Source organism: Arthrobacter sp. D1-29 (assembly GCF_054130585.1).
In genome coordinates this window covers 934,669-960,378 of the sequence record NZ_CP096383.1, presented here as the reverse complement: position 1 = coordinate 960,378, position 25,710 = coordinate 934,669, and the positions used below count along the sequence as shown (strand labels likewise).

22 protein-coding genes, 1 tRNA gene and 1 riboswitch are annotated in these 25,710 nt (G+C 64.0%); of the genes, 11 read left to right on the top strand and 12 right to left on the bottom strand.

Annotation, left to right across the window (positions count from 1 at the left end):
• Positions 1-90: 90 nt before the first annotated feature.
• The 4 genes from gcvH to M1E17_RS04525 all read right to left on the bottom strand — a co-directional run bounded on the left by gcvH (position 91) and on the right by M1E17_RS04525 (position 5,641).
• Positions 91-474: a glycine cleavage system protein GcvH gene (gene gcvH, locus M1E17_RS04540; protein WP_457965745.1), complete on the bottom strand. Its 384-nt coding sequence runs from the start codon at positions 472-474 to the stop codon at positions 91-93.
• A gap of 146 nt (positions 475-620) precedes the next feature.
• Positions 621-1,769 carry a glycine cleavage system aminomethyltransferase GcvT gene (gcvT, locus tag M1E17_RS04535; protein WP_457965743.1) on the bottom strand — a complete coding sequence of 383 codons (1,149 nt, stop codon included), beginning with the start codon at positions 1,767-1,769 and terminating at the stop codon, positions 621-623.
• Between the two features lie 10 nt (positions 1,770-1,779).
• Positions 1,780-4,707 carry an aminomethyl-transferring glycine dehydrogenase gene (gene gcvP / locus M1E17_RS04530; RefSeq protein WP_457965741.1) on the bottom strand — a complete coding sequence of 976 codons (2,928 nt, stop codon included), beginning with the start codon at positions 4,705-4,707 and terminating at the stop codon, positions 1,780-1,782.
• A gap of 184 nt (positions 4,708-4,891) precedes the next feature.
• Positions 4,892-4,988, bottom strand: a riboswitch (glycine riboswitch).
• Between the two features lie 116 nt (positions 4,989-5,104).
• Positions 5,105-5,641, bottom strand: a complete 537-nt coding sequence (locus tag M1E17_RS04525; RefSeq protein WP_457965740.1) for a TetR/AcrR family transcriptional regulator — start codon at positions 5,639-5,641, stop codon at positions 5,105-5,107.
• 68 nt (positions 5,642-5,709) lie between these two features.
• Between M1E17_RS04525 and M1E17_RS04520 the strand changes: the two genes are divergently transcribed.
• The gene (locus M1E17_RS04520; RefSeq protein ID WP_457965739.1) at positions 5,710-7,308 is read left to right on the top strand and encodes an MFS transporter; all 1,599 of its coding nucleotides are present in this window, start codon (positions 5,710-5,712) and stop codon (positions 7,306-7,308) included.
• Positions 7,309-7,431: 123 nt separating this feature from the next.
• On the opposite strand, the gene M1E17_RS04515 is transcribed toward M1E17_RS04520, so the two are convergent.
• The gene (locus M1E17_RS04515; protein WP_457965738.1) at positions 7,432-7,911 is read right to left on the bottom strand and encodes a Dps family protein; all 480 of its coding nucleotides are present in this window, start codon (positions 7,909-7,911) and stop codon (positions 7,432-7,434) included.
• Between the two features lie 214 nt (positions 7,912-8,125).
• Between M1E17_RS04515 and M1E17_RS04510 the strand changes: the two genes are divergently transcribed.
• The 3 genes from M1E17_RS04510 to M1E17_RS04500 are packed head-to-tail and all read left to right on the top strand — an operon-like array spanning position 8,126 to position 11,762.
• Positions 8,126-9,160, top strand: coding sequence for a nitrilase-related carbon-nitrogen hydrolase (locus M1E17_RS04510; RefSeq protein ID WP_457965737.1), 1,035 nt, complete (start codon positions 8,126-8,128; stop codon positions 9,158-9,160).
• Entirely contained in the window at positions 9,157-10,197 is a 1,041-nt protein-coding gene (locus tag M1E17_RS04505) for an agmatine deiminase family protein (protein WP_457965736.1), read from the top strand. The genes M1E17_RS04510 and M1E17_RS04505 overlap by 4 nt, the downstream gene beginning before the upstream one ends.
• The gene (locus M1E17_RS04500; protein WP_457965735.1) at positions 10,194-11,762 is read left to right on the top strand and encodes an APC family permease; all 1,569 of its coding nucleotides are present in this window, start codon (positions 10,194-10,196) and stop codon (positions 11,760-11,762) included. The genes M1E17_RS04505 and M1E17_RS04500 overlap by 4 nt, the downstream gene beginning before the upstream one ends.
• Positions 11,763-11,890: 128 nt before the next feature.
• Here M1E17_RS04500 and M1E17_RS04495 read toward each other — a convergent pair whose 3' ends face one another.
• The 3 genes from M1E17_RS04495 to M1E17_RS04485 all read right to left on the bottom strand — a co-directional run bounded on the left by M1E17_RS04495 (position 11,891) and on the right by M1E17_RS04485 (position 13,428).
• Positions 11,891-12,442 (bottom strand): AMIN-like domain-containing (lipo)protein, encoded by a 552-nt coding sequence (locus M1E17_RS04495; protein WP_457965734.1) that lies wholly within the window; start codon positions 12,440-12,442, stop codon positions 11,891-11,893.
• Between the two features lie 269 nt (positions 12,443-12,711).
• Complete coding sequence (locus M1E17_RS04490; RefSeq protein ID WP_457965733.1) at positions 12,712-13,017, bottom strand: DUF4193 domain-containing protein; 306 nt, start codon at positions 13,015-13,017, stop codon at positions 12,712-12,714.
• 198 nt (positions 13,018-13,215) lie between these two features.
• Positions 13,216-13,428, bottom strand: a complete 213-nt coding sequence (locus M1E17_RS04485) for a hypothetical protein (RefSeq protein ID WP_457965731.1) — start codon at positions 13,426-13,428, stop codon at positions 13,216-13,218.
• A 194-nt stretch (positions 13,429-13,622) separates the two neighbouring features.
• Between M1E17_RS04485 and M1E17_RS04480 the strand changes: the two genes are divergently transcribed.
• Entirely contained in the window at positions 13,623-13,970 is a 348-nt protein-coding gene (locus M1E17_RS04480; RefSeq protein ID WP_457965730.1) for a hypothetical protein, read from the top strand.
• Between the two features lie 54 nt (positions 13,971-14,024).
• On the opposite strand, the gene M1E17_RS04475 is transcribed toward M1E17_RS04480, so the two are convergent.
• A tRNA-Thr gene (locus M1E17_RS04475) sits at positions 14,025-14,101 on the bottom strand.
• Between the two features lie 173 nt (positions 14,102-14,274).
• The gene (locus tag M1E17_RS04470) at positions 14,275-15,165 is read right to left on the bottom strand and encodes a DsbA family protein (protein ID WP_457965728.1); all 891 of its coding nucleotides are present in this window, start codon (positions 15,163-15,165) and stop codon (positions 14,275-14,277) included.
• A gap of 181 nt (positions 15,166-15,346) precedes the next feature.
• Here M1E17_RS04470 and otsA point away from each other — a divergent pair, with 181 nt between their 5' ends.
• The 4 genes from otsA to M1E17_RS04450 all read left to right on the top strand — a co-directional run bounded on the left by otsA (position 15,347) and on the right by M1E17_RS04450 (position 20,524).
• Complete coding sequence (gene otsA / locus M1E17_RS04465; protein WP_457965727.1) at positions 15,347-16,849, top strand: alpha,alpha-trehalose-phosphate synthase (UDP-forming); 1,503 nt, start codon at positions 15,347-15,349, stop codon at positions 16,847-16,849.
• Complete coding sequence (gene otsB / locus M1E17_RS04460; RefSeq protein ID WP_457965725.1) at positions 16,839-17,675, top strand: trehalose-phosphatase; 837 nt, start codon at positions 16,839-16,841, stop codon at positions 17,673-17,675. Before otsA ends, otsB begins: the two co-directional genes overlap by 11 nt.
• 237 nt (positions 17,676-17,912) lie before the next feature.
• Entirely contained in the window at positions 17,913-18,995 is a 1,083-nt protein-coding gene (locus tag M1E17_RS04455; RefSeq protein ID WP_457965724.1) for an ABC transporter ATP-binding protein, read from the top strand.
• A 110-nt stretch (positions 18,996-19,105) separates the two neighbouring features.
• Positions 19,106-20,524 (top strand): DUF4032 domain-containing protein, encoded by a 1,419-nt coding sequence (locus M1E17_RS04450; RefSeq protein WP_457965722.1) that lies wholly within the window; start codon positions 19,106-19,108, stop codon positions 20,522-20,524.
• 111 nt (positions 20,525-20,635) lie between these two features.
• Here M1E17_RS04450 and M1E17_RS04445 read toward each other — a convergent pair whose 3' ends face one another.
• The gene (locus M1E17_RS04445) at positions 20,636-22,006 is read right to left on the bottom strand and encodes an FAD-binding oxidoreductase (RefSeq protein ID WP_457965721.1); all 1,371 of its coding nucleotides are present in this window, start codon (positions 22,004-22,006) and stop codon (positions 20,636-20,638) included.
• A gap of 202 nt (positions 22,007-22,208) precedes the next feature.
• Between M1E17_RS04445 and M1E17_RS04440 the strand changes: the two genes are divergently transcribed.
• Together M1E17_RS04440 and M1E17_RS04435 are read left to right on the top strand one after the other, a co-directional pair.
• Positions 22,209-23,939, top strand: a complete 1,731-nt coding sequence (locus M1E17_RS04440; RefSeq protein ID WP_457965720.1) for a glycoside hydrolase family 13 protein — start codon at positions 22,209-22,211, stop codon at positions 23,937-23,939.
• A complete protein-coding gene (locus M1E17_RS04435) occupies positions 23,939-25,024 on the top strand; it encodes a LacI family DNA-binding transcriptional regulator (protein ID WP_457965719.1) in 1,086 nt (361 codons plus the stop codon). Before M1E17_RS04440 ends, M1E17_RS04435 begins: the two co-directional genes overlap by 1 nt.
• Here the strand turns inward: M1E17_RS04435 and M1E17_RS04430 are convergent.
• The gene (locus tag M1E17_RS04430; protein ID WP_457965718.1) at positions 25,021-25,539 is read right to left on the bottom strand and encodes an SRPBCC domain-containing protein; all 519 of its coding nucleotides are present in this window, start codon (positions 25,537-25,539) and stop codon (positions 25,021-25,023) included. The two genes, M1E17_RS04435 and M1E17_RS04430, sit on opposite strands and share 4 nt — an antisense overlap.
• Between the last annotated feature and the right edge of the window lie 171 nt (positions 25,540-25,710).

Sequence of the window (25,710 nt, the reverse complement as noted above, 5' to 3'; positions counted from 1 at the left end):
ACTCGCTTTATCTGGACAAAAACTCCGGATATCAGCTGAGGTTCGCTACGCCGGGGTGGGCGTTCAGGGGTTCGGCGGCCGCTGACTGATTCACAGTTCGCCGCCGTTTTTGGAAGCGTAGTCCTGGGCGGAAAGGAGCGGGCCCTCAGACTCTGTGGCGACTTTGAAGAGCCAGCCGGCGCCGTAGGGGTCGCTGTTGATCAGCGCAGGGTCATCGACGACGGCGGGATTGATTTCCGTAACTTCCCCGGTCACCGGGGCATACAGGTCCGAGACGGACTTGGTGGACTCAACTTCACCGCATGTTTCCCCCGCCGTCACGGCCGAGCCGACCTCCGGCAGGTCCACGTACACGATGTCACCGAGGGCATCAGTGGCGACGGCGGAAATCCCGATCGCCACAAGGTTGCCACCCTCACGGGCCACCCACTCGTGCTCGTCGGAGTACTGCAGCTCAGCGGCAACTTTTGCCATGTGTTTTTCCTTAATTAGTGTGTGAAAAGTGAGAGAGTGTCGGGGGGCCGGCAGAGCCGGACTTTTCGAAAGCGTGCGTCAGAGCGACGAAGGAGCAGCACGCGTGAAAAGCCCCGGTCTGCCGGACCGAGCCCGGACCCGAAAAGCTACTTTTGGCGCTTGTAGAACGGCAGTCCCACGACTTCGAACGGCTCTGCCTTGCCGCGGAGGTCGATGTCCAAGGTGGTGCCGATTTCGCTGTGCTCGATGTCCACGTAGGCCATGGCCACGGGGTAGCCAAGGCTGGGTGACGGCTGGCCGGAGGTCACTTCGCCCACCACGGCGCCGTCTTTGAGGACCGGGTAGTGTCCCCGGCCGGCGCGGCGTCCCAGGCCCTTGAGTCCAACCAGCCGGCGGCCGGTGGTGCTGCCGGCGCCGGCTTCCTTCATGGCTGCGAGGGCGGCCTTGCCCACAAAGTCGCCTTCCTTGGAGAGCGCGACCACCTGTCCCAGCCCGGCGGCGAAGGGGTCGCCGTCGAGGGACAGTTCATTGCCGTAGAGGGGCATGCCCGCTTCGAGGCGGAGGGAATCGCGGGAGGCAAGGCCGGCGGGTACCAGTTCCCCTTCGTCCGCAATGGCGACGATGGCCTGCCAGAGTGCGGCGGCGTCGTCGTTATTGATGAAGATCTCGAATCCGTCCTCACCGGTGTAGCCGGTGCGGGCCAGCAGGAGGTCCTGGCCGGCTCCGGCCACGAGGAAGGGAACTTCGACGGCGGCGTAGTACTTGAGCCCGGTGACCAGGCTGTGCTGGGCGGCGGGGACGAGGCGGAGCAGGAGCTCCTCCGCTTTGGGGCCCTGGACGGCGATCAGGGAGGTGTCCGCGGAGGCGTCCTCCACCACAACATTGAAGTTCGCTGTGCGGTCAGCAAGTTCTGTCGCCACCGTTTTGGCGTTGCCGGCGTTGGGAACAACCAGGAATACGTCGGTGCCGTCTTCAGCGACAGGGCGGCGGTAGATGATGAGGTCATCGATGATGCCGCCGGCTTCATTGCAGATCAGCGAATACTTGGCTTTACCCACGGCCATTGCGGAGATCTTGCCCACCAGCGCGTAGTCCAGGAACGCGGCGGCGTCGGGGCCGGTGACCCAGACTTCGCCCATGTGGGACAGGTCAAAGATCCCTGCTGCCTTGCGGACCGCGTGGTGCTCCGCCAGCTCCGAGCTGTACTTGAGCGGCATCTGCCAGCCACCGAAGTCGGTGAAGGAGGCGCCGAGTTTCTTGTGCTCTTCGTAGAGCGCTGTGTAGTTCTCAGTCACGAAAGAATCCTTAGTTTTCAAACTCGGAAAGCGGCGGGCAGGAGCAGATCAGGTTCCGGTCCCCGGCGGCGCCGTCGATGCGGCCAACGGGCGGGAAGTACTTGTCCTGCTTGAGGGTGTGGACCGGGAAGACTGCCTGTTCGCGCGGGTAGGCACGGTCCCAGTCGCTGCTGATGGCAGCGGCGGCGGTGTGCGGGGCATTGCGCAGCGGGCTGTCCGCGACGGTGAAGTCGCCGTTGGCCACCTGGTCGATTTCCGCGCGGATCGAGATCATCGCGTCGATGAACCGGTCCATCTCGCCGAGGTCCTCGGACTCCGTGGGCTCCACCATGAGTGTGCCGGCGACGGGGAATGCCAGGGTGGGGGCGTGGAAGCCGTAGTCGATGAGGCGCTTGGCCACGTCCTCCGCTGTCACGCCCGTCCTTGCAGTCAGGTCGCGCAGGTCAAGGATGCATTCGTGCGCCACCAGACCGCCTTCTCCTGTGTAGAGCACGGGGAAGAAGTCGTTGAGGCGGGCAGCGATGTAGTTGGCAGCAAGGAGCGCCGACTTCGTGGCCTCGGTCAGGCCCTGGCCACCCATCAGCTTGACGTACGCCCAGGAGATGGGAAGGACGCCGGCGGAGCCGTACTTGGACGCCGAAATGGGGACGTCGTTGCCTTCGGTCCAGGTTGCCGCGTTGCCCGGCATGAAGGGCGCCAGGTGCGCCTTCGCTGCGACCGGGCCCACGCCGGGTCCGCCGCCGCCATGCGGGATGCAGAAGGTCTTGTGCAGGTTCAGGTGCGAAACGTCGCCGCCGAACTTGCCCGGCTGGGCCAGTCCGACCAGCGCGTTCAGGTTGGCACCGTCGATGTACACCTGGCCGCCGGCAGCGTGAACAGCGTCGCACACCTCGCGGACGTCGGCGTCGTACACACCGTGCGTGGACGGGTAGGTGATCATGATGCAGGACAGCGCATCCTTGTTGGCGTCGATCTTCGCGTAAAGATCGGTGTGGTCGATGGTGCCGTCCGCTGCGGTGGCCACCACTACCACCTTCATACCCGCCAGAACGGCTGAGGCTGCGTTGGTGCCGTGCGCCGACGCGGGAATCAGGCACACATTGCGCTGGTCATCGCCCCGGGACAGGTGGTAGCCGCGTATGGCCAGGAGGCCGGCCAGCTCACCCTGGGAACCGGCATTCGGCTGGATGGACACCTGGTCGTAGCCGGTGATCTCGGTCAGCTGGGCTTCCAGGTCCGCGATCAGTTCGCGCCAGCCCTCGGTCTGGGAGTCGGGGGCGAAGGGGTGGATGGAGGCGAACTCCGGCCAGGAAATGGCCTCCATCTCGGCCGTTGCGTTCAGCTTCATGGTGCAGGAACCCAGCGGGATCATGGTGCGGTCCAGCGCCAGGTCCCGGTCGGACAGCTTGCGGATGTAGCGAAGCAGCTGCGTCTCGGAGCGGTGGGTGCTGAACACCGGGTGCTGCAGGTACCCGGAAGAACGTTCGACGGCGGGGTCCAGCGCGAAGGCTGCGTTGCCGCCGGCGGTGGCCAAAACACCGAAAGCCTCCAGCACCTGGGCGACGATTTCCGGCGTCGTGGTTTCATCCGTGGAGAAGCCCACTCTGTCGGCATCGATGCCGCGAAGGTTGATGCCCTTGGCTTCTGCCGCGGCAACAATTCCAGCTGCCTTGCCGGGCACGGAAACCGTGACGGTGTCGAAGAAGCTTGTGTGGAGGACGTCAAGCCCGGCTGCGTTCAGCGATCCTGCAAGGGTCCTGGCGTGGGCGTGCGCGGCCTGGGCGATCGCCTTGAGCCCTTCCGGTCCATGGTAAACGGCGTACATGGAGGCCACGATGGCCAGCAGCGCCTGGGCTGTGCAGATGTTGGAGGTGGCCTTCTCGCGGCGGATGTGCTGCTCGCGGGTCTGAAGGGCAAGGCGGTACGCGGGGACGCCGGCGTTGTCCTTCGAGACGCCCACCAGGCGGCCGGGCATGGAACGCTCAAGGCCCTTCTGCACGGCCATGTAGGCGGCGTGCGGTCCGCCGTAGAAGAGGGGGACGCCGAACCGCTGCGCGGAGCCGACGGCGATGTCGGCCCCCTGCTCACCGGGAGGGGTGATGAGTGTCAGGGCCAGGAGGTCGGCAGCCACTGTTACCAGCGCGCCGCGTTCCTTGGCGTCGGCAATGACGGAGGTGTGGTCGAAAACCCGGCCGGAGACGCCGGGCTGCTGGAGCACCACGCCGTTGATCACGCCGTCGGGAAGTCCCTTGGAGAGGTCAGCCACCTGGACCTCGAATCCCAGCGCCTCGGCCCGGCCTTTCACAATGGCGATGGTCTGTGGAAGGCAGTCGGCATCCAGGACGGTTTTCCCATCACGGGCGTCCTTATTTTTGTTTGCCCGGCGCATCATCAGCACCGCTTCGGCCACGGCGGTGGCTTCATCCAGCAGGGACGCGTTGGCGATGGGCAGGCCCACGAGGTCCTGCACCATGGTCTGGAAGTTCAGCAGCGCCTCGAGCCGGCCCTGGGAAATTTCCGGCTGGTATGGCGTGTACGCGGTGTACCAGGCCGGGCCTTCGAGGATGTTGCGGCGGATCACCGGCGGCGTCACGGTGTCGTAATACCCCTGGCCGATCATCTGCACGGCGGTCTTGTTCTTGGCCGCGAGCCTCCGCAATTCGGCGAGGGCTTCCACCTCGCTCAGGGCCTGGGTGAGCTCCAGTGGAGAGTCCTGGCGGATGTCCTTGGGGACTGCGGTGTCCACGAGTGCATCCACGGAGTCATAGCCAACAGCCTTGAGCATGGCGTCGACGTCGTCCTGGCGGCGTGAGCCGATGTGCCGGTCAACAAAGGATGCAGCGGCCGGGAAGGTCGGGGCGGGGGCGGTGGTAGCCGGGGCCTGGGCAGTGGGGGCCGGAGTGGCGGAGGCCGGAGAAACAGTCACGAGGAACTCCATGTACTAAGGCGGCGAGGGTACGCCACATCGATTGGGTTCCTCCCCGCTCTGTATTGGACCTGAGAGTTTCCGCCTGGCCTGCTTCCGCAGGACCCGCTTGCACCGTCGGTGAGCACAGCTGTCCTGGTATTCCGGATGGTTCCGGGACACGCCAAGCGGACTGCCTGCTACTTTCCAGAGTTGCCTCGCCGCGGCGGTACATGGGCCTGTGAGATTCCTGGGGAGGATTTGCTCCTACGGCGCCTGCTGTACCTACTGCAGGACTCTCCCGCCGCAGATCAAAGGCTATTCAGTTGAATTTTGTTGTTCATGGTGGCCGTTACCGGGCCCACACACGGTCCAATTGTCCTATGCGGTGCGCGTTCGGGCAAATGCCGCGGACATGGACGATACGGGCTCAACTGCGGAGCCGGTCCAGCGCTGCCAGCAGGCCGGCGACGTCGGCCGCCGTCTCTTGGGTAGGAACCGGCCCCACGGAAAGCATGGCGTTGAAGTACAGGCCGTCACCCATATACAGCACCGGTTTGGCCATGGCCGTGCCAACGTCGGCAGCAATCTCCCGGAGCCAGCGCTGCTGGATTGCCGCGAAGCGCTCACGAGTTTCCTCATGGGCCACCTCGGCGAGCCTGGTGGCAGCAACAATGGCACGGTCCAGGGGTGTATCTGCCCAGACGGAAGACCTGATGAAGTACGCGGCCGCTCCCTCCTCCGCGGTGGCCATGGCGTCGGCGTCGGCGGCTGCCAGCTCATCCAGCCTGTCCAGCAGCACCTCAATCAGGGCTTCCTTGTTCGGAAAGTGATACAGCAACCCGCCCTTGGAGACTCCCGCGCGCTTAGCTACCGCATCAAGGGTGGCGGCCCGCTCGCCCACCTCAATCAGCAGGGATTCAAAAGCATCGAGAACAGCCTCGCGGGCTACGGGTTTTCTGGCCATGGCTTCAATCATGCACGCTGGCACCGCCGAAATTGATAACTGTACCGTCTGGACGGTACAGTTATTCCATGACCTCGTCCGCAACTTCCCTTCGGAACGCCCCCGAATCGTTGGCAAACCAGCTCCCCGCGACCTCCCGTACGCCCCGCCGGCCGGGACCGAAAGCACCATGGCGCGACTGGCTTGCCCTGGGCCTGCTGATGTTCCCCGTGCTGCTGGTCGCGGTGGACAACACGGCCCTTACGTTCGCCCTCCCGGCGATTGCGCGCAGCCTGGAAACCACGGGGGTCCAGCTCCTGTGGATCGTTGACGCCTATCCGCTGGTGCTCGCCGGCCTGCTGGTGGCCATGGGAAGCCTGGGTGACAGGGTCGGACGCCGCCGGCTGCTGCTGGTCGGCAGTATCGGGTTCGCCTTGGTGTCAGCCGCAACAGCCTTCGCCCCCAGCGCCGAGTGGCTTATTGCCGGCCGGGCAGCGCTGGGATTCTTTGGTGCCATGCTGATGCCGTCCACCTTGTCGCTGATCCGCAACATCTTTCCGGATCCCAACCGCCGCCGGCTGGCGATCGCCATCTGGGCAGCAGGATTCTCCGGTGGCGCAGCCCTGGGACCCATCTTTGGCGGCTGGCTGGTGGAACAGTTCTGGTGGGGCGCGGTGCTCCTGGTTGCCGTGCCCATCATGCTTCCGCTGCTGGCGTTCGGCCCCGCCTTCATCCCCGAATCACGGGATCCCCGGCCCGGCCGGGTGGACGTCCCCAGCATGCTGCTGTCCCTGCTGGTCATGGTCCCTGTGGTCTATGGCATCAAGGAGGTGGCCACCGAGGGCTTCGGCATCATGCCACTGGCCGCCGTCACCTTCGGTGTGGCCATGGGATTCGTTTTTGTCCGCCGCCAGCAATGGCTGGCCAACCCGCTGCTGGACATGTCCCTATTCAGCAACAGGGTCTTCAGCACGGCCATCTCCGCGAACGTGCTGGCACTGTTTTCCTTCAACGGCTTTATCCTGTTCCTGGCCCAGCATCTCCAGCTTTTGGAAGGGATGTCACCGTCTGCCGCGGGCATTGCCATGATTCCGGCGCTGCTCGCCACCGTGACGGCCGGGCTGGTGGCAGTACCGCTGGTCCGCCGGATACGGCCGGGCTTCGTGGTTGCGGGCGGCCTCTCCCTGAGTGCCGGCGGCTACCTTGTGGTCACCGTCGGCGATCATAGTGCCGGACCGGCCCTCCTGCTGGGCGCGCTGTTCATCCTGGCATTGGGCGTTGGGACCGCCGAAACCATCTCCAACGACCTCATCCTGGGTTCCGCGCCGGCCGAAAAATCCGGGGCCGCCGCCGCCATCTCCGAAACAGGCTATGAGGTGGGGTCAGTGCTGGGAACAGCAATCCTGGGCTCAATTCTGACGGCGTCCTACCAGCAGAACCTCAGGCTTCCGGCAGGACTGAGCGAAGCCGCATCCCACACAGCCACGGACAGGGCCGGGGAAACCTTGGCCGGTGCCATGGAACTGGCCGGCAGCCTCCCGGGACCGCTTGCCACAGCCGTACGGGAAGCGTCCAGGGCGGCTTTCGATTCCGGCGTCCACATCACGGCAGCCATCGCGCTGGTACTGATGGCAGCAGCGGCGGTCCTTGCCGCCGTCGTGCTCCGAAAAGTTCCGACGGCGCGCTAGGAGCCTCCTCCTCGAACGCCGGGTTCACGAGGAACGAAGGCAGGAAGTCAACCCCCGCATAAGAAAGCGCCCGGCGCCGGAATCATTCCGGCGCCGGGCGCTTTACCCAGGCGCACAAGCCTCCTATGGGGCGTCCGGGGCCGTGACGCTGGCCGTGGCCTTCATGGTTTCCGCGTTAACCATCCAGGTGAACTGCTCAAGCCTGGCAATGAACTCATGGAGGAGATCGGCAGTAGTGGGATCTTCCTCATCCACTTCGTCATGAACCTTTCGCATAGTGCCCACAGCAGCCTCAAGGGCGGCCACGGTCCGCTCGATCGCATCCTTGGTGTTGATCAGCCCTTCGGGGAACGCCGGAAGGTTGGTGGACGCGGCCACAGTGGAGCTGCGGCCGTCCGGGAGGGCGTGCAGTGCGCGCATGCGCTCGGCCAGGTCGTCCGCAAACTGGCGGCCAGCTTCGACGATTTCGTCCAGCTGCAGATGGAGGTCCCGGAAGTTGGTTCCCACAATGTTCCAGTGGGCCTGTTTGCCCTGGATGTGCAGCTCAATCAGGTCAGCGAGTACGGCCTGCAGGTTATTGGTCAGGGTCGGTGAAGCCTTCATATATCCTCCTCGATTGGTCCAGTGGTCCCGACGCTATCAGCCCCCTGCGCGCCAAACGGGAGGGCTGGACGGAATTTCTCAGTGAGCTTACTAATTTGCCTCCCAGCGACATAAAAGAACGTGATTCATTTCGGGTCTTGCGCGAAAGCCGCCGACCCTCCATACTAAATGAACGTCATTCATTTAGTGACGATCGTCTCACTGGAGTAGCCACATGATTGAAATTTCCTGCCTTGATGCACCAGCCTCCCCTGCACGGACAGCGCCGTCCGATCGCCCCGCCCTCCGGGTGGGAGTGGTACAGCACCGCTGGAACGCAGACGACGCTGTCCTGCGCGCCGAACTCGACGAAGGCATCGGACGGGCCGCCAGGCTCGGAGCCACAGTGGTGTTCCTGCCTGAGCTGACGCTCTCGCGCTACCCGGCAGACACCCTGCCGGTCAATGACACTTCCCGGCCGGGAGTGGTACGGCCCAGGCCCTCAGACGCTGCCGAGGATCTGCTCACGGGACCCACCTTCCAGTTCGCTGCCGCTGCAGCACTCCGTCACGGCGTCTCTGTCCATGCCTCGCTCTATCAGCGCGCAGACAACCCGGACGGCTCGGATGACGGACTGGGCCTCAACACGGCCATCCTGGTCTCGCCTGAGGGCGAACTGCTGGCCCGCACACACAAGCTGCACATTCCCGTGACGGCCGGCTATTACGAGGACAAGTTCTTCCGTAAAGGTCCCGCAGCCGCTGACGCCTATGAGGTCCACTCGCCCGCAGAACTCAATGGCGCACGGCTGGGCATGCCCACCTGCTGGGACGAATGGTTCCCAGAAGTGGCCCGCCTTTACTCCCTCGGCGGGGCCGAAATCCTGGTCTACCCCACTGCCATTGGCTCTGAACCTGACCACCCGGACCTGGACACGCAGCCGCTGTGGCAGCAGGTGATCGTGGGCAACGGCATCGCCAACGGACTGTTTATGGTGGCGCCCAACCGCTGGGGCAATGAAGGAACACTGAGCTTTTACGGTTCCTCCTTCATCTCCGATCCGTACGGCCGGATCCTGGTCCAGGCGCCGCGCGACCAGTCCGCGGTGCTGGTGGCAGACCTTGACCTTGACCAGCGGCGGGATTGGCTGACGCTCTTCCCGTTCCTGGCCACACGGCGTCCGGACACGTATGGACGACTCACCGAACCCGTCCGCCCCGGCCAGCCCCTGGGCGGAGAAGCGCAGGCCTATCTGGAGGCAACAGCATGAGCACCTGGCGCATGCCCGCTGAGACAGCCCCGCAGGAACGCCTCTGGATGGCCTTCCCAACCGGCGGCTACACGCTGGGCGATTCCGAGGAAGCCGCCCACGCCGCCCGGTCCACATGGGCTGCTGTCGCGAATGCCGCCGTCGAGTTCGAACCCGTCACCATGGTGGTAAACCCCGACGACGTCGACATCGCCGCCCGCTATCTGCATCAGGACATCGAGGTGCTCGTTGCTCCGCTCAACGATGCCTGGATGCGGGACATCGGCCCAACTTTTGTCCTTGACCAGCACGGGTGCCGCGGCGCCGTCGACTGGGTCTTCAACGGTTGGGGTGCACAGGATTGGGCGCGCTGGGACAAGGACGCCCTGATCGCCGCCGAAATTTCCGCCCGCTCTGGGTCCCACCACGTTGTTTCCCCACTGGTGAACGAGGGCGGCGGGTTGCAGGTGGACGGTGCGGGAACGGTGCTGGTCACCGAGACTGTTCAGCTGGACCCCGGACGCAACCCTGGCCTCAGCAAGGCCGATGTGGAAGCCGAACTGGCCCGCACGCTGGGCGCCACCCACGTCATCTGGCTCCCCCGCGGCCTGACCCGGGACTCGGAACGTTTCGGCACCCGCGGCCACGTGGACATCGTGGCAGCCATCCCCTCCCCCGGCACACTGCTGGTCCATTCGCAGCAGAATCCGGCACACCCTGACTTCGACGTCTGCCGGGACATCATCAGCTACCTGCGCACCACGCGCGACGCTGCAGGCCGAGAATGGGACATCGTGGAGGTTCCCGCGCCTGAGGCCCTCACAGACGACGAAGGCTTTGTGGACTACAGCTACATCAATCACGTGGCGGTCAACGGAGGGGTCATCGCCTGCAGCTTCAGCGACCCCAACGACGACAAGGCCCTCCAGATCCTGGCCGAGGCCTATCCCGGCCGCCGGATTGTCAGTATTGACGCACGGGAACTCTTCGCCCGCGGCGGCGGTATCCACTGCATCACCCAACAGCAGCCTGCTGCCCTCAAGAAAGTACGGACATGACCCACACCATCCGTAACAGCACCGCAACCGGAGTAGCCGCCGGCCCCGGGGCCGACGCCCCGGGCTCCGCCCACGGCATCAGCGCCAAAGGACTGAAGGGCGGCCAGCTGGGCCTCCTGGCCGTGGTGGTCCTTGGCATCTCCACCATCGCTCCCGCCTACACACTGACCAGCGCGCTGGGCCCCACCATCAATGAGGCCGGGCTCCAGTTGCCGGTCATCTTCCTGATCGGGTTCATCCCCATGATCCTGGTCTCGCTGGCCTACCGGGAACTCAACGCCGATTCCCCGGACAGCGGCACCACCTTCACCTGGGTCACCAAGGCCTTCGGCCCGTGGGTTGGCTGGATGGGCGGCTGGGGGCTCCTTGCCGCCAACATCATTGTGCTGTCCAACCTGGCCGCCGTGGCAGTGGACTTCTTCTACCTTTTCCTCTCCCAGCTCACCGGTTCACCAGAACTGGCCGAGCTCGCCGCCAACAAACCGCTCAACGTGCTGACCTGCTTTGTCTTCGTGGCCCTGGCGGTGTGGATCAGCTACCGCGGCATGCACACCACCAAACTGGTGCAGTACGGCCTGGTGGGATTCCAGCTGCTGGTCCTGGGCCTGTTCGTGGCCATGGCCTTCGCCAACTGGTCCACGTCCGAAACGGCCATCCCGTTCAGCTGGGAGTGGTTTGACGTCACCAAGATCGAGACGTTCGGCCAGATCGCGGCCGGCATCTCGCTCTCCATTTTTGTCTACTGGGGCTGGGATGTGTGCCTCACCGTGAACGAGGAAACCACCAACGGCAAGAAGACGGCTGGACTGGCCGGGACCCTGACCGCGGTCATCGTCCTGGGCATCTACCTGCTGATCAGCATCTCCACCATGATGTTCGCCGGCATCGGCGATACCGGCAACGGGCTCAGCAACCCCGATAACCAGGAAAACATCTTCACCGCACTGGCTTCCCCCATCATGGGACCGTTCGCCATCCTGATGTCGCTGGCGGTGTTGTCCAGCTCTGCCGCTTCGCTGCAGTCCACGTTCATGTCGCCGTCCCGCAGCCTGCTGGCCATGTCCCACTACGGCGCACTTCCCAAGCCGCTCAGCCGCCTGAGCAAACGCTTCGCGACGCCGCGCACCGCCATCATTGCCGCCGGCGTCCTGTCCGCAGGGTTCTACGCTGCCATGCACATCATCAGCGAGAACGTCCTGAATGACACCATCCTGGCGCTGGGCCTGATGATCTGCTTCTACTACGGACTCACCGCCATCGCCTGCGCCTGGTACTTCCGGAACAGCGTGTTCAGCAGCGTCCGCAACTTCACGCTTCGGCTGCTGTGCCCGCTGCTGGGCGGAGTCGGACTCTTTGTGGTGTTCATTCAGACCGCCGTAGACAGCCTGGCCCCGGAGTTCGGCAGCGGTTCCGAGGTGTTCGGTGTTGGCCTGGTCTTTGTCCTGGGCATCGGAATCCTGGCCCTCGGAGCGGTGTTTATGCTCATCATGGCCCGCCTGCGGCCGGGATTCTTCCGTGGCGAAACCATCCGCCGCGATACCCCCGCGCTGGTAGTGCCGGAGTAGCCGCCACCCCATCAGCCGCTCGGCCATGAGCGCACAGAACGGCACCCTGTCCCGGATTTTCCGGAACAGGGTGCCGTTTTTGGGTTTGCTGTGCCTATCTCAACGCCGGTTCACCGTCGAACCAAAGGTCACCAGAAGTGCGCCACGTCCACTACCAAACGGGAGCCGGAGCCCGGCCCGTCCAGGGTGAGTACCCGGAACGGGAGCCGCGCGCGGACACCCACGCCGATGTCGGTGGAGCCTTCAAAGCTGCCTGCCCAAGCTACCTGACGGAAGGTCTGGTAACCCGCCACGTTGGTCAGTTCGGCTTGGTTAGCCGGGCTGTACGTAGCGCCACCGGTCTGGATGTCGTAGGACGGCGCAGTCACAGTGACCTGGAGGAACGCCCTCCCCCGCAGAGGAACCGTATGCCCGGAACCGTCCTGTCTTACGGCATCGACGTAGCGGACATGGTAGCCGGCCACAGGGCCGTTGAGATCAACCACCATCCGGTCGAAGCAGTAGTGCTGCCCCGTCCGAACGTTGGTTACTGATGCGGCGCTCATCGCTGACTTTGATTCAGCCTGCGACCCCCAAACAAGTCCGCAATAGGATGTGGTTGCCGAGGCGGGCCCCGGAGCCACGAAACCCAATCCGACAGCCATCAGAATGACTGCCAGCCACGTATGAATCTTTTTCATTGTGGGTCACCTTTCGAGTGATTGGATAGCTCAAGCGTAGGAGCGCACAGGGCGGCAAACGAGGCTTGTGGCCGCTTCGGCGCGGAACCGTTAATGACGCCTTATTCCGATCACGCCGGTGTAATCCCAGCGGGGTTTTTGGGCCTAAAGAAACCTGATCGACGCCGTTTCTGGACCCTTCCGTTATGCCTTATAACGTTGCCTAACCGAGACACAAAAGCGCCGGCCACCCCACGGTGGCCGGCGCTTGACGATCATGCAGGAGTGAGTCAGCCTTCGCATTCCCGGCAGTACTTCAGGCCGTTCTTTTCGCGGGCAACCTGGGACCTGTGGCGGACCAAGAAGCAGGAGGAACAGGTAAATTCGTCGGACTGCTCCGGAACAACGATGACCGTCAGTTCTTCACCGGAGAGGTCAGCGCCGGGCAGGTCGATGCCTTCGGCGGTGTCGTTCTCGTCAACGTCAATCACCGCGGTCTGTGCATTACCGCTGCGGGAGGCCTGCAGGGCCTCCAGCGATTCGGCGGAAGACTCTTCGTCTGTCTTGTTGCGTGGAGCGTCGTAATCGGTAGCCATAGCGGGGTTCACTTTCGTTGCTGCGCAGCACCATTTCAGGCACCTCAGTGAAGCAGTTTAGGTCATTATGCCGTTCCTTGGAGAAAAGTGTGCCCCAGCAGACACTCCCCATTCATTTGGGCGCCATTTCCAAGGAGCCATCCGGTCAATTGCACGGCGGACATTTCCACCGCCCAAGCCCTTTTATGGTCCGCCCTTTTACAGTCTGCCGGCGAAGCCTTGGGACGGTGGCACACTTGCCCCTGCATGTGCCGCCATAGCCTCATCTGCCCCTGCCGCCACCCCGCTCAGGGCGGGCAACCAGCCCCAGCGGGTGGCGTCAGCCATGGCTCCAGCAGCCTGATCAACGGATTCACACAGAAAGACGTCCGCCAGGCGGGAGCGGAGGCGGGCCAAGAGACGGAAAGTCATGTACTGAAAATAGGCGGCGAATGTTGTGGGCGCGTTTCGGCACCGTCTCCCAGGTATTAACGGTCCTGCTATTAGCAGCCAGGGGAAGTCCGGAACTACATGTGCCCCCGAATTTTCGCTTCCAGGCCGTGGTGGCTGCCGCCGGGAAGTCCTAGGCTGAAAGCGCCGGCAGAACCCGTGGCTTAGGAGGCAGCATGGCCGTCAAACTTAACCGTAAGGCGTTGGCGTACGCCCGGAAACTTGTTGAGAGCGGAAAGGTTGAACGCGATATCCGTGATGACTGGAGCGAACACGCGCCTTCGACTGAAGTTGAGAACAAATTTATCGACAAGCACGGTTTCGCCGATTTCGCGGAATGGCATCTGGGCCGGGACGACGAAGAATCAGATGGCACCAAAGGCAGCGTGAGCTTTCCTTTCGGAGACTTCAAAAAGGTGCACCGGTGCGCCGTGATTTCATTGGAAAGCCGGGCCGGCCAGTACGGGCACGATGACATCCGGGACGCCGCCAAAAAACTGCTTGAGCTGATCGACAAGGATTGAGCTGATCGATAAGGATCAGGCCTGGGTCAGTTCACGCTGGACCGGCTGGAGAAATGGAGCCTCCTGTCGGATTCGAACCGACGACCCCCGCTTTACAAGAGCGGTGCTCTGGCCAACTGAGCTAAGGAGGCGTGCCCCTGCGGGCGAACGCCTAAACGGCGCTAGATAAGGTTAGCCCAACTCCGGCCGCTGGTAAAAACGCGTGGACCCCACGTTCCACAAAGGGAGCTGCAGCCACTCCGCAAAAGAACGGCCCGGCCCGGGAATTGATTCCAGGCCGGGCCATTCTTTGGGCTGGTGTTGATCAGCCCTTAGCGTCGATCGCGGCCTGGAGGAACTCGGGGAACGGGGTCTGGGCGCTGGCGCCCTTGCCCCACTGCTTGCCGTCCACAAACACAGTAGGCGTGCCGGTCACGCCGATGGACGCGGCCTGCTTGGTGGTGTACGCCACGTAGGGGCGGTAGGTCTTGTTGTCCACGCAGGCATCGATATTCTTGGCGCCAATGTCCGTGGCCATCTTCTTCAGGTCATTGTCGGACAGGCCCGCTCCACCTTCTTTGGGCTGCTGAGCGAACAGCTCGTCCACGAACTCCGCGTACTTTTCCGGGGATTCGTTGACAACACAGGCGGCAGCGTTGGCTGCGCGGGAGGAGTAGTTGGTGGTGGACCGCGTGTCCAGGAAGCCCAGCGGGCGGTACTCCACGGAAATCTTGCCCTCGTTCCGAAGGGTGGTCAGCTGCGCGTTGTTCTGGGCCTCGAAGCTCTTGCAGGCGGGGCAGATGAAGTCGATGTAAAGAACCACCTTCACGGGCTTGCCCTCTTCGGCTTCGGCCCCGGGGGCCACCACTTCGGCCGGGGCAGTTTCCGGCGGACCCGGCAGGTCCGCCACGTTCACGGTGGCTGGCTCGGTCGGGGCTACTTCGGTATTGGCGAGTAATGTGACGCCGCCATAAATGTTGCCGTTTGCGGGGGTGGGACCCTGCTCGGCAATCTCTGCGTTCTGCCGCATGCTGGTGGTTACCACCAGCGCTACCACCGCCAGGATTGCAACCACTGCCACCACGATGCCCCAGCCGATCAGCAGCTTGTTGCGCTTGTCCTTTTTCAGCTGGGCCTCGCGGATCAGGCGCGCTTTTTCGCGTGCCTCCGCGGTTCGCTCAGCCTTGGACTTACGTACTTCGTTTGCGGGGCTCATGTGTTCCTTGGGTCGATCGACGTGGGGGGACCACTCAGTGGCAACTCCATCATTTTAGGGGAGAAAGCTGAGAGCTTGCGCCTTCAAGCATTCCTCCAGAATGACCAACGGACGAATAGCACGGAAGATTCCGTCCCGTTATGGTGGGCAGAGAGGCACAAGCAAACCCAAGGGGTCCGCAATGCAAACACCTGTCCAAGAAAAACCCATAGCTGTACCTGATGCCGGCACCGCCGCGAATGGCCACAGCACCGGGACGAAGTACGACTTCATGGTGGTGTCCAACAGGCTGCCTGTGGACCGCTGCGCCACGGGAGAGGGCGGCGATGACGGCAGCGGGTGGCGCCGCTCGCCCGGCGGCCTGGTGACCGCGCTCGCTCCCATGATGACCAAGACCGACGGCGCGTGGGTGGGGTGGCACGGAGCTCCCGACGAGACGGTTAAGCCTTTCAGCCACGGCGGGATGGACCTCGTCCCGGTTCAGCTCAGCACCGAGGACGTTGAGCTGTATTACGAAGGGTTCTCTAACGCCACGCTGTGGCCGCTGTATCACGACGTCATCGCCCCGCCGGAGTTCCACCGGACCTGGTGGGATGCCTACCGCAGGGTCAACAGAAGGTTCGCCGACGCCGTCGTCCGCCATGCTGACGAAGGCGCCACGGTGTGGATCCAGGATTACCAGCTGCAGCTGGTGCCGAGGATGCTGCGCGAAGCGCGGCCGGACCTACGGATCGGGTTCTTCAACCACATCCCGTTCCCGCCTCCCGAGATCTTCGCCCAACTTCCCTGGCGGCAGGCCATCATTGACGGGCTGCTGGGCGCTGACCTGGTGGGCTTCCAGCGCGCCAGCGACGCCGGCAACTTCATGCGCTCAGCGCGGCGCTTCCTGGGTGCCAGCGTCAAGCAGCAGCAGGTGCACGTCAAGGGCCAGGATGATCAGGTTACGCACATTGCCCGGGCCCAGGCCTTCCCCATTTCCATCGACGTGGGCCATATCAGTGAGCTGGCCAGCAACCCGGACATCATTGAACGGGCCCGCCAGATCCGGCAGGACCTCGGCAATCCCAAGACCATCCTGCTCGGTGTTGACAGGCTGGACTACACCAAGGGCATCAGGCACCGGCTCAAGGCCTACGAGGAACTCCTGAACGAAGGCAAGCTCACGGTGGGCGACGCCACCCTGATCCAGGTGGCCAGCCCCAGCCGTGAGCGGGTGGAGCAGTACCGGCTGCTGCGTGAGGAGGTGGAGGGAACAGTGGGCCACATCAACGGCACGTACGACACCATCGAGAACACCGCCGTCCGCTACCTGCACCACAGCTACCCGGTGGAGGAGATGGTGGCCCTGTACCTTGCCGCCGACGTCATGCTGGTGACCGCCCTCCGTGACGGCATGAACCTTGTGGCCAAGGAGTATGTGACGGCCCGCAGGGACAACAACGGCGCCCTGGTACTCAGCGAGTTCGCCGGCGCGGCGGACCAGCTCAAGCAGGCGCTGCTGATGAACCCGCATGACATTGACGGCCTCAAGGACACCATCATGAGGGCCGTCAACATGTCCCCCAAGGACGCCGCACGGCGCATGCGGGCCATGCGCAAGCAGATCCTTGAACACGACGTGGACCACTGGTCCGCGGACTTCCTGACTGCCCTCAACGAGAAAGTGGTCCGCGATGACTCCTGATACCCGCCCCGCCAAGGGCCCGCTGACCCTTTCTCCTGAGCTCCGTGAGGCGATCCGGAGGGTCGCGCAGACTGAACACCTGCTGGTTGCCATGGACTTTGACGGCACCATCTCCCCCATCGTTAACCGCGCCGACGACGCCCGGCCGCTTCCGCGATCGGCGATCGCTTTTGCGGGCCTTGCCGCCCTACCCAGGACGACGACGGCGCTCATCTCAGGGCGTGCCCTCGGCAGCCTCCGTGGCGTCGCGTCACCCCCTGTGGACACGCTGCTGATTGGCAGCCATGGCGCCGAAGCCTGGCTCGGCCCCGGCTCCACGGAGCTGACCCTGGATGAGCACCAGCGGGAGCTGCTTGGCGAGGTCCGCAGCATCCTTGAGGGCATCGTGGCGGAGGCTCCGGGCACTCTCCTGGAAGAGAAGCCCGCCGGAGTGGTCCTGCATACCAGGCTTGCCGCCGACGACGTTGCCGAGGACGCCGTGGCCGCAGCCCTGTCGCTGCTGCAGGAGCGCAAGGGCGTTTTCCTCAAGACCGGCAAGCGCGTCCTGGAGACGTCCGTGGTGAATGCTTCAAAGGGCGAAGCTGTGACGTTCCTGCGCCAGATCACCGGAGCAACATCGGTCCTTTTTGCCGGTGACGACACAACGGATGAGGACGCCCTGGCCAGGCTGGAACCCGGCGACGTGGGCGTCAAGGTGGGGCTCGACTTTACCCAGGCCGAGTTCCGGGTGGAGGCCCCGGTGCACGTCGCGGAACTGCTGGAAACGCTGCTGCATGAGCGAAGCCTGGCGGTGGCGGAGGAAGCGCCTGGACAGCTGGGAAGTTAGCGGGCATATCCAAGGTCACATGTGACCTCCGTAACATTTGCACCGTTTCACCATTCATCTGACATACTCTTGGTTGTGATGTGGCGCACAAGAACCGTGCGGTGTCACGCGAAGCTCCTCGGCCTCGGCCGGGGAGTTTCAAGCAATATGAGCGGTTAAGCAACAAATAACTGAATTACATGAACCATTCACAACGGATCGTCCGGCACGTACCTGCCGGTGAAGGGATTGATAACTGTGGCTACAGTTACTTTTGATAACGCTACGCGTCTGTACCCGGGCACAGAAAAGCCCGCCGTCGATAAGCTCAACATCGACATCGCCGATGGCGAATTCCTGGTCCTCGTTGGACCCTCCGGTTGCGGTAAGTCCACCTCGCTGCGCATGCTCGCAGGCCTTGAGGACGTCAACGCCGGCCGTATCCTCATTGGCGACCGCGACGTCACCGACGTCCCGCCGAAGGACCGCGACATCGCCATGGTGTTCCAGAACTACGCGCTGTACCCGCACATGACGGTTGCAGACAACATGGGCTTCGCACTGAAGATCGCCGGCGTCAGCAAGGAAGAGCGCGCCGAGCGTGTCCGCGAAGCAGCCAAGCTCCTTGACCTTGAGCCGTACTTGGACCGCAAGCCGAAGGCACTCTCCGGCGGCCAGCGCCAGCGTGTTGCCATGGGCCGTGCCATCGTGCGTAACCCGCAGGTCTTCCTCATGGATGAGCCGCTTTCCAACCTGGATGCAAAGCTCCGAGTCCAGACGCGTACGCAGATCGCATCCCTGACCCGCCGCCTCGGTGTCACCACTGTTTACGTGACGCACGACCAGGTCGAGGCCATGACCATGGGTGACCGCGTGGCTGTGCTGAAGGACGGCCTGCTGATGCAGGTCGACACCCCGCGCAACCTCTACGACAAGCCCAAGAACGTCTTCGTTGCCGGCTTCATCGGCTCCCCCGCCATGAACCTGCTCGAACTCCCCGTCGTCGACGGCGGCGTCCAGTTCGGCGGAACGGTTTACCCCGTGCCGCGCAACGTCCTCGAAGAAGCACACGGCAGCACCGTCACCCTGGGCTCACGCCCCGAGGACCTCGAGACCGCACCGGCTGGCGAAGGCCTCAAGGTTGAAGTTGACGTTGTTGAAGAGCTGGGTGCCGACGCCTACGTATACGGCCACACCACGCTGGACGGCAAGGACCACGACATCGTGGCACGCGTCGACGGCCGCCGTCCCCCGATGAAGGGCGAGGCCATCTACGTCCGTCCGCAGTCGGGCCACGTGCACCTGTTCGACACCAAGACCGGCCTGCGCCTGGGCGACTGAATCCCCAATCGCTAACTAACCGACGGCGGCCCTCCTTCCTGGACGGGCCGCCGTCGGCGTTAACCCACATGTTTAGGCCGGCCGCCCCTATGTACGGAAGAATTGAACCCATGACCGAGGAATACAGCGCCCAGTGGCACGACGAACCCACCGACTACGCGCAGATCGGCAAACTGCCGCGGTTCGAGGCCGCGAGCGCCAATGATTCCAAGCTCTCGGCGGTTTCCAGTTCACTGAACATCACGGCCGCTGCGGCCGATCCGGAGCTCCTGGACCTGCCCTGGCACATCGCCCTTGAGGACTGGCCTGCAGAAAACCTCGCTGCCCTCCCCCGCGGCATCTCCCGGCACATCGTGCGTTTCGCCCACCTGGGCGGATCCGTCATTGCCATCAAGGAAACCTCGGAGCACGTCGCCCGCCACGAGTACCACATGCTCCGGAAACTGGCACGGCTGGACGTCCCCTGCGTGGAGCCGGTCGCGGTCATCACCGGCCGCACCACCCTGGATGGCAGGCCGCTGAACCCCGTGCTGGTCACCCGCCACCTGAAATTCTCCATGCCGTACCGTGCCCTCTTCTCCCAGATGCTGCGCAAAGACACGCTGACCCGCCTCATCGACGCCCAGGCGCTGCTGATGGTGCGGCTGCACCTCATCGGCTTCTACTGGGGCGACGTTTCGCTGTCCAACACGCTGTTCCGCCGTGACGCCGGCGCTTTCGCTGCCTATCTTGTAGACGCCGAGACGGGTGAGCTGTATCCGGATCTTTCCACCGGACAACGGGAGTACGATCTCGAGATCGCCCGGGTGAATATTGCCGGCGAGCTCATGGATCTGCTCGACGGCGGCCTGATCGAGGAAAAGGTGGACCCTGTGGCCACCAGCGAACTCATCATGGACAGCTACCGGCGGCTCTGGGCAGAACTGACGGAAAAGGAATCCTTCGAACTCGGAGAACGGTGGCGGGTGGGCGCGCGCATCCGCCGGCTCAACGAACTGGGATTCGACGTCGAAGAATACGCGATCAAGACCACCCAGAACGGCACCACCATCCAACTGCAGCCCAAGGTGGTGGATGCAGGGCACCACCAGCGGCGCCTCCTGCGGCTGACCGGGCTGGACGCCCAGGAAAACCAGGCCCGCCGGCTGCTCAACGACATGGACACGTTCCGCGCCGACAACAATCCGGACATGGACGAGGAATACAGCGCCCACCTTTGGGTCAGCCAGGTCTTCGAGCCCATCGTGCGTTCCATTCCGCGCGACCTCTCCGGCAAGCTTGAACCCGCGGAAGCCGTCCACGAGGTGCTGGAGCACCGCTGGTACATGTCAGAAAAGCAGGAGCGGCACATCCCGCTTGCCGAGGCCGTCCAGTCCTACATCGATTCCATCCTGCGACACCGCCGGGACGAGGCCGCGATCATGCTGAACCCGGACACTGAGCTTCTCAAGATCCTCGAAGTTGAAACTGAAGAATCCAGGTACGGTCCGGAGGAATCCATCGACGAGTACCCGGACGTGGACGACTAAACACAGCCCTCGATCCAGATTGCCCGTCCCCAACTACTACTACGTAGCAGTATGTGTCGTTTTGAGCGGTCATAACGACACTTACTGCTACTTACTTGGGTCTCGCGTTGGCTAGATGGCCTTGCCGGGATTGAGGATTCCGGCCGGATCAAACAGTTGCTTGATCCTGCGCTGCAACTCCCTGACCGGTTCAGGCTGTTCCAGACCCAGCCAGCGCAGTTTGTACTGTCCGATGCCGTGCTCACCGGTGATGGTGCCGCCCATCTCCAGCGCGGCGTCAATGGAAGCGTCCAATGCCAGGTTCAGGCGCTCCATCGCGGCTTCATCCACCGCATTGTCCAGCCGGTCCACCCAGAACGTTGGATGGAGGTTGCCGTCGCCTGCGTGCGCCACCACTTTAAGGTTCACTCCGTGGGCGGCCGCCATGCCCTCCAGGGCGGCAACGTAATCAACCAGGCGCGAGCGGGGCACGGCCACATCCTCGCCCACCCTGTACTCGTCATCCACTTCCACGCCCCTGCTGTGCCGGCGCAGCTCCACGAGGTGCTCGGCCTCCGCGCTGGCCTCCATGGTGACTACGGCTCCTCCCTCGGCCAGGACCCTTCGGACAACGTCCGCCTCCGCGGCGGCGCCGAACCCGTCCGTCTGGATCAGGAGCAATGACCGGCCCCGGGAACTCAGGTCCGAGCCGTGGATGCTGTCCAGCTGGGCCAGCGTGCCGCCGTCGAGCAGTTCCATGATGGCAGGCTGAACGCGCGCCCTGCCCACCGCGAGGACGCCGGCGGCGGCGAGCCGGAAGTCCGGGTAGAAGGCGGCGATGGTGTGGATGTCCCGGGGCAGGTATTTGAGCCGGACAGTTACGCCCACCACGATTCCCAGCGTCCCCTCGGAACCGACGAAAAGCCCTGTGAGGTCATACCCTGCAACGCCCTTGAAGGTCTGGTGGCCGGTATGGATGAGGGACCCGTCGGCCAGCACCACGTCCAGTGCCAGGACGGAATCCCTGGTGACGCCATACTTGGCGCAGCGGAGGCCGCCGGCGTTGGTGGCCACATTTCCCCCGATGGTGGAGGTGCGGAAGCTGGCCGGATCCGGCGCATACATCAGCCCGTGCGCCGCCGCGGCGTCATTCAGGACTGCGTTGACCACTCCGGGTTCGACGACGGCGGTCTCGTCATCCGGGTTCAGGTCCAGGATGCGGTCCATCCGTTCAAGGGACAGGATCACGCAGTTCCTGCTGGCGTGCGCACCGCCGGAAACCCCTGTTCCCGCTCCACGGGCTATCAGCGCCACACCCATGGCCGCACAACTCCGGACCGTCGATTGCACGTCGGCTGTTGACTCCGCGAAGACCACCGCAGCCGGCAGCTGGTAGTCCAGGACTGGCCCCTGATCCAGGGCGTACCGGGCCAAGGTGACCTCGTCGGTGCTCACTTTTTCCTGACCGAGGGTGCCTTCAAGCTCCTCAACAATGCTGCCCACGCAGCCTCCAGTCCTCGTCGCGTCCGTCGTCCAAGTCTAGGACCGCCGCATGGGAGCCGGGCGGCGCAGGCTCCGGCAGACCGCCGTCCTGCAAACGTTTCCACACCGGCATTTCATCCAGTCATTTGACCCTAAGTAGGCTTGTGGTCACATCACTGGAAGCGTTTTCATTTTTGAGATACGCAGGCCTAAACTCTTCTCCATGTCCGTAGATACAGTGATCTCCACCACAGCGCACCTGACAGGTCCGCTGACCCTCATCCACGACGCCGATACAGTCCCGGGCTGGTGGCGGTCCGCCGTCATCTACCAGGTCTACCCCAGGTCCTTCCGCGACCTTAACGGCGACGGCATCGGAGACATCCCGGGTATCACGGAGGAGCTTGCTCACCTCGCCGAGCTGAATGTGGACGCCGTCTGGCTGTCACCCTTTTACCGCTCCCCGCAGAGGGACGCCGGTTACGACGTCAGCGACTACTGCGACGTTGATCCGATCTTCGGCACGCTGGGTGATTTCGACGTCATGATGGCCGAGGCAAACCGGCTGGGCCTCCGGGTCATTGTGGACCTTGTACCCAATCACTGCTCTGACCAGCACGTGGCCTTCCAGGCCGCGCTCTCAGCCCCTGCAGGCAGCCCTGAGCGGGACATGTTCATCTTCCGTGACGGCACCGGGCCTGACGGAAACGAACCGCCCAACAACTGGCAGTCCCATTTTGGCGGCCCTGCGTGGACGCGGGTCACCGGGCCCGACGGCCGGCCCGGCCAGTGGTACCTGCACCTCTTTGATTCGTCCCAGCCGGATTTCAACTGGGACAACCCAGCCGTCCACGCGGAATTTGAGCGGGTGCTCCGCTTTTGGCTTGACCGCGGCGTTTCCGGCTTCCGGGTGGACGTGGCCCATGCCCTGGTCAAGGCTCCCGGACTCCCCGGGTGGGGCGGCCGCGCCGACGGCGGGAGCTCGTACGGCTTCCCGGGCCACGAGGCTCCAATGTTCGGCCAACCTGCTTTGCACGACATCTACCGTGCCTGGCGCCTCATCCTTGACCAGTACGGGCCCGACCGCATCCTGTGTGCCGAGGCCAATGTGGATCCGCTGCCGCGCCTGGCGAACTGGGTCAAACCAGACCAAATGCACCAGGCCTTTAACTTCCCGTTCCTGCACGCCGGGCTGGACGTGTACAGGCTCAGGTCCGTCATCACGGATTCACTGACGGCATTGGACGCCGTGGGAGCACCCAGCACCTGGGTGCTGTCCAACCACGACGTCGTACGGCACGCCTCGCGGTTTGGCTACAACGGCTCAGGACCACGGGACGGCGACGGAATCGGGCCGGCGGATCCGCAGCCCGATATGGCGCTGGGCCGCAGGCGGGCAGCAGCAGCCTCGACGTTTATGCTGGGGCTCCCCGGCGCCGCCTACCTCTACCAGGGTGAGGAGCTGGGCCTCCCGGACGGCATAGACATCCCTGAGGGGCTGCGGCAGGACCCCACGTTTGCCCGCACCGGTGGCGAACGGCTGGGCCGTGACGGCTGCCGGGTTCCACTCCCCTGGCGCGCGGCGGAGCGGCACGCCGGCTTCGGTTCCGGGCAGGACCCGTGGCTGCCCTTGCCGGCAAGCTTCACTGAACTGTCAAGGGACGTGCAGGCTGCCTCGCCGTCGTCGCACCTTTCGCTGTACAGGCGGACTTTGGCGCTCCGGCGCGAACGCGACTTGGGCCGCGGATCCTTGGCCTGGGCAGAGGAATGGTGCACGGGCTCATCACTGGCATACGTGAACGGCGCTACGCTGGTGCTTATGAACCTGAACCACGAGTCCCTGGAGATGCCTGCAGGGGACGTCCTGCTGCGCAGCGCCGAGCCTGACCTGGGTCACTACCTGGCTTCCGGCGAAACCGCCTGGCTGCGCATTGACGGGCGCGGCGCCGAGTAGTGGGACTTGCGGGGATCAAGGACGTCGCCGACCGGGCAGGGCTGTCAATTGCAACGGTTTCGCGGGCGCTCAGCGGCAAGGCCAATGTTTCAGCCAAAAGCCGCCAGCTTGCGCAGGCGGCTGCCGAAGAACTTGGCTTTGTTCCGTCCTACCATGCCTCCAGCCTTGCATCAGGGCGCAACCATAATGTCGGCCTGGTGGTTCCCTCGGTCCACCGCTGGTACTTTTCGTCCGTGGTGGAGGGCGTGTCTGCGGCCCTGCTGGACGCAGGGTATGACCTGACGCTCTACAACGTGGGAGACCAGCCGGAGCGGCGCCACAGCGTCCTGAACGACTTCCTGCTCCGTAAAAGGCTGGACGCGGTCATCGCTGTCGCTTTGGTGCTCACCGACGCCGAAATCCAGCAGCTGCTTGCCATCCACCGGCCCATCGTTGGAATTGGCGGGGCGCTGACCGGGGCGTCCACCATCAGGATCAACGATGCCGGCCTTTCCTTGATGGCCATGGAACACCTGCTCCGGCTGGGACACACCCGGATCGCCCACATGACGGGTTATGCCGAGCTCAACCAGGACTTCAAGCTGCCGGGGATCCGGCAGACGGGCTTTGAGACAGCCATGAAGACTGCTGGGCTCCCCGTGCGGCCCGAATGGCAGGTGGATGCGGACTTCACCATCCAAGGCGCCTACGCCAGTGCCCGAAGGCTCCTTGGTACGGCGTCGGAGCGGCCAACCGCGGTGTTCGCGGCATCGGACGAGATGGCCATCGGCACGATTCTTGCGGCACGGGACTTCGGCCTTCGCGTACCCCAGGACCTGTCAGTCATCGGCATGGACGGCCACGAACTCGGCGAAGTGTTTGGGCTGACCACCATCAACCAGGATGCCCGGGGACAGGGAGCCCTGGCGGCCAAAATGCTGTTGGCAAGCCTTGATGCCGGCGCGCAAACCGGGACAAGGCAGCCGGCGTCCCGGCAAGGCCTCAAGCAACGCTCCAAGCGCACGTCGGGAAGTCCAGACACAGTGGACCATGAATACCCCACCGAGTTTGTGATCAGGACGAGCACCGCCGTACCGCCGGTTTAGGCCGGCCCGGCTTCGTCCCCGTCCGGGCCCGTTCCACCCATAAAACGCACAAAGCGTTCCAGTACCGTTGGCCAATCGGCCTCATACGAGGCACGCGTCGCAGAAGGATCCTCAGCGCCCTCCCAGCCGTCGTGCACCAGGCGGACCTCTGTCCCGTCCGAAACGGCCCTGAAGGCCACACGCAACTCTGTGGACCACAGTGCGGTGGTTCCCGGATGCCAGGACGCGTGGAAGGACAGCGGCGGCTGCCAGTCATCAATGGTGCCCCAGATAGTGGTTCGTCCGTCATCGGCAGTTTCCAGGATGAGGTTTTCCTCGAACTCGACGTAGGAACCCGCGCCGTAGACGCCGTGCGACTCGAGTGGCCACCACAGATGCGTGTGGTCGGTGAAGCCGGCAAAGGCCTGGGCAACCGGACCTGGAACCGTGACAGTACAGATGACCGGGTCCAGGGAATCCCGGGATTCAGCAGTGCCTGGGAGGGAGTCATCCGCGTGGCTGAAGAGGTTGTCCATGGACGTCAACTCTACCGGCGGGCTCAGCGGGCCGTTCAATCAAGCCCAACCTTCTCGCAGGTCCTGTGGGCCGTGGCCGGAGGCTCTCTCAGGTCCTGCGGGCTGTGGCGGGACGCTCTCGCAGGTCCTGCGGGGTGTGGCGGTGCCGGCGCTGCGGGAGTTGGGGGAAGG

What these genes read in the sequence shown, in the direction of transcription:
- gcvH (WP_457965745.1), bottom strand. Translation starts at nt 474, where the DNA reads ATGGCAAAAGTTGCCGCTGAGCTGCAGTACTCCGACGAGCACGAGTGG.
- gcvP (WP_457965741.1), bottom strand. Translation starts at nt 4,707, where the DNA reads ATGGAGTTCCTCGTGACTGTTTCTCCGGCCTCCGCCACTCCGGCCCCC.
- M1E17_RS04525 (WP_457965740.1), bottom strand. Translation starts at nt 5,641, where the DNA reads ATGGCCAGAAAACCCGTAGCCCGCGAGGCTGTTCTCGATGCTTTTGAA.
- M1E17_RS04520 (WP_457965739.1), top strand. Translation starts at nt 5,710, where the DNA reads ATGACCTCGTCCGCAACTTCCCTTCGGAACGCCCCCGAATCGTTGGCA.
- M1E17_RS04515 (WP_457965738.1), bottom strand. Translation starts at nt 7,911, where the DNA reads ATGAAGGCTTCACCGACCCTGACCAATAACCTGCAGGCCGTACTCGCT.
- M1E17_RS04510 (WP_457965737.1), top strand. Translation starts at nt 8,126, where the DNA reads ATGATTGAAATTTCCTGCCTTGATGCACCAGCCTCCCCTGCACGGACA.
- M1E17_RS04505 (WP_457965736.1), top strand. Translation starts at nt 9,157, where the DNA reads ATGAGCACCTGGCGCATGCCCGCTGAGACAGCCCCGCAGGAACGCCTC.
- M1E17_RS04500 (WP_457965735.1), top strand. Translation starts at nt 10,194, where the DNA reads ATGACCCACACCATCCGTAACAGCACCGCAACCGGAGTAGCCGCCGGC.
- M1E17_RS04495 (WP_457965734.1), bottom strand. Translation starts at nt 12,442, where the DNA reads ATGAAAAAGATTCATACGTGGCTGGCAGTCATTCTGATGGCTGTCGGA.
- M1E17_RS04490 (WP_457965733.1), bottom strand. Translation starts at nt 13,017, where the DNA reads ATGGCTACCGATTACGACGCTCCACGCAACAAGACAGACGAAGAGTCT.
- M1E17_RS04485 (WP_457965731.1), bottom strand. Translation starts at nt 13,428, where the DNA reads ATGACTTTCCGTCTCTTGGCCCGCCTCCGCTCCCGCCTGGCGGACGTC.
- M1E17_RS04480 (WP_457965730.1), top strand. Translation starts at nt 13,623, where the DNA reads ATGGCCGTCAAACTTAACCGTAAGGCGTTGGCGTACGCCCGGAAACTT.
- M1E17_RS04470 (WP_457965728.1), bottom strand. Translation starts at nt 15,165, where the DNA reads ATGAGCCCCGCAAACGAAGTACGTAAGTCCAAGGCTGAGCGAACCGCG.
- otsA (WP_457965727.1), top strand. Translation starts at nt 15,347, where the DNA reads ATGCAAACACCTGTCCAAGAAAAACCCATAGCTGTACCTGATGCCGGC.
- otsB (WP_457965725.1), top strand. Translation starts at nt 16,839, where the DNA reads ATGACTCCTGATACCCGCCCCGCCAAGGGCCCGCTGACCCTTTCTCCT.
- M1E17_RS04450 (WP_457965722.1), top strand. Translation starts at nt 19,106, where the DNA reads ATGACCGAGGAATACAGCGCCCAGTGGCACGACGAACCCACCGACTAC.
- M1E17_RS04440 (WP_457965720.1), top strand. Translation starts at nt 22,209, where the DNA reads ATGTCCGTAGATACAGTGATCTCCACCACAGCGCACCTGACAGGTCCG.
- M1E17_RS04430 (WP_457965718.1), bottom strand. Translation starts at nt 25,539, where the DNA reads ATGGACAACCTCTTCAGCCACGCGGATGACTCCCTCCCAGGCACTGCT.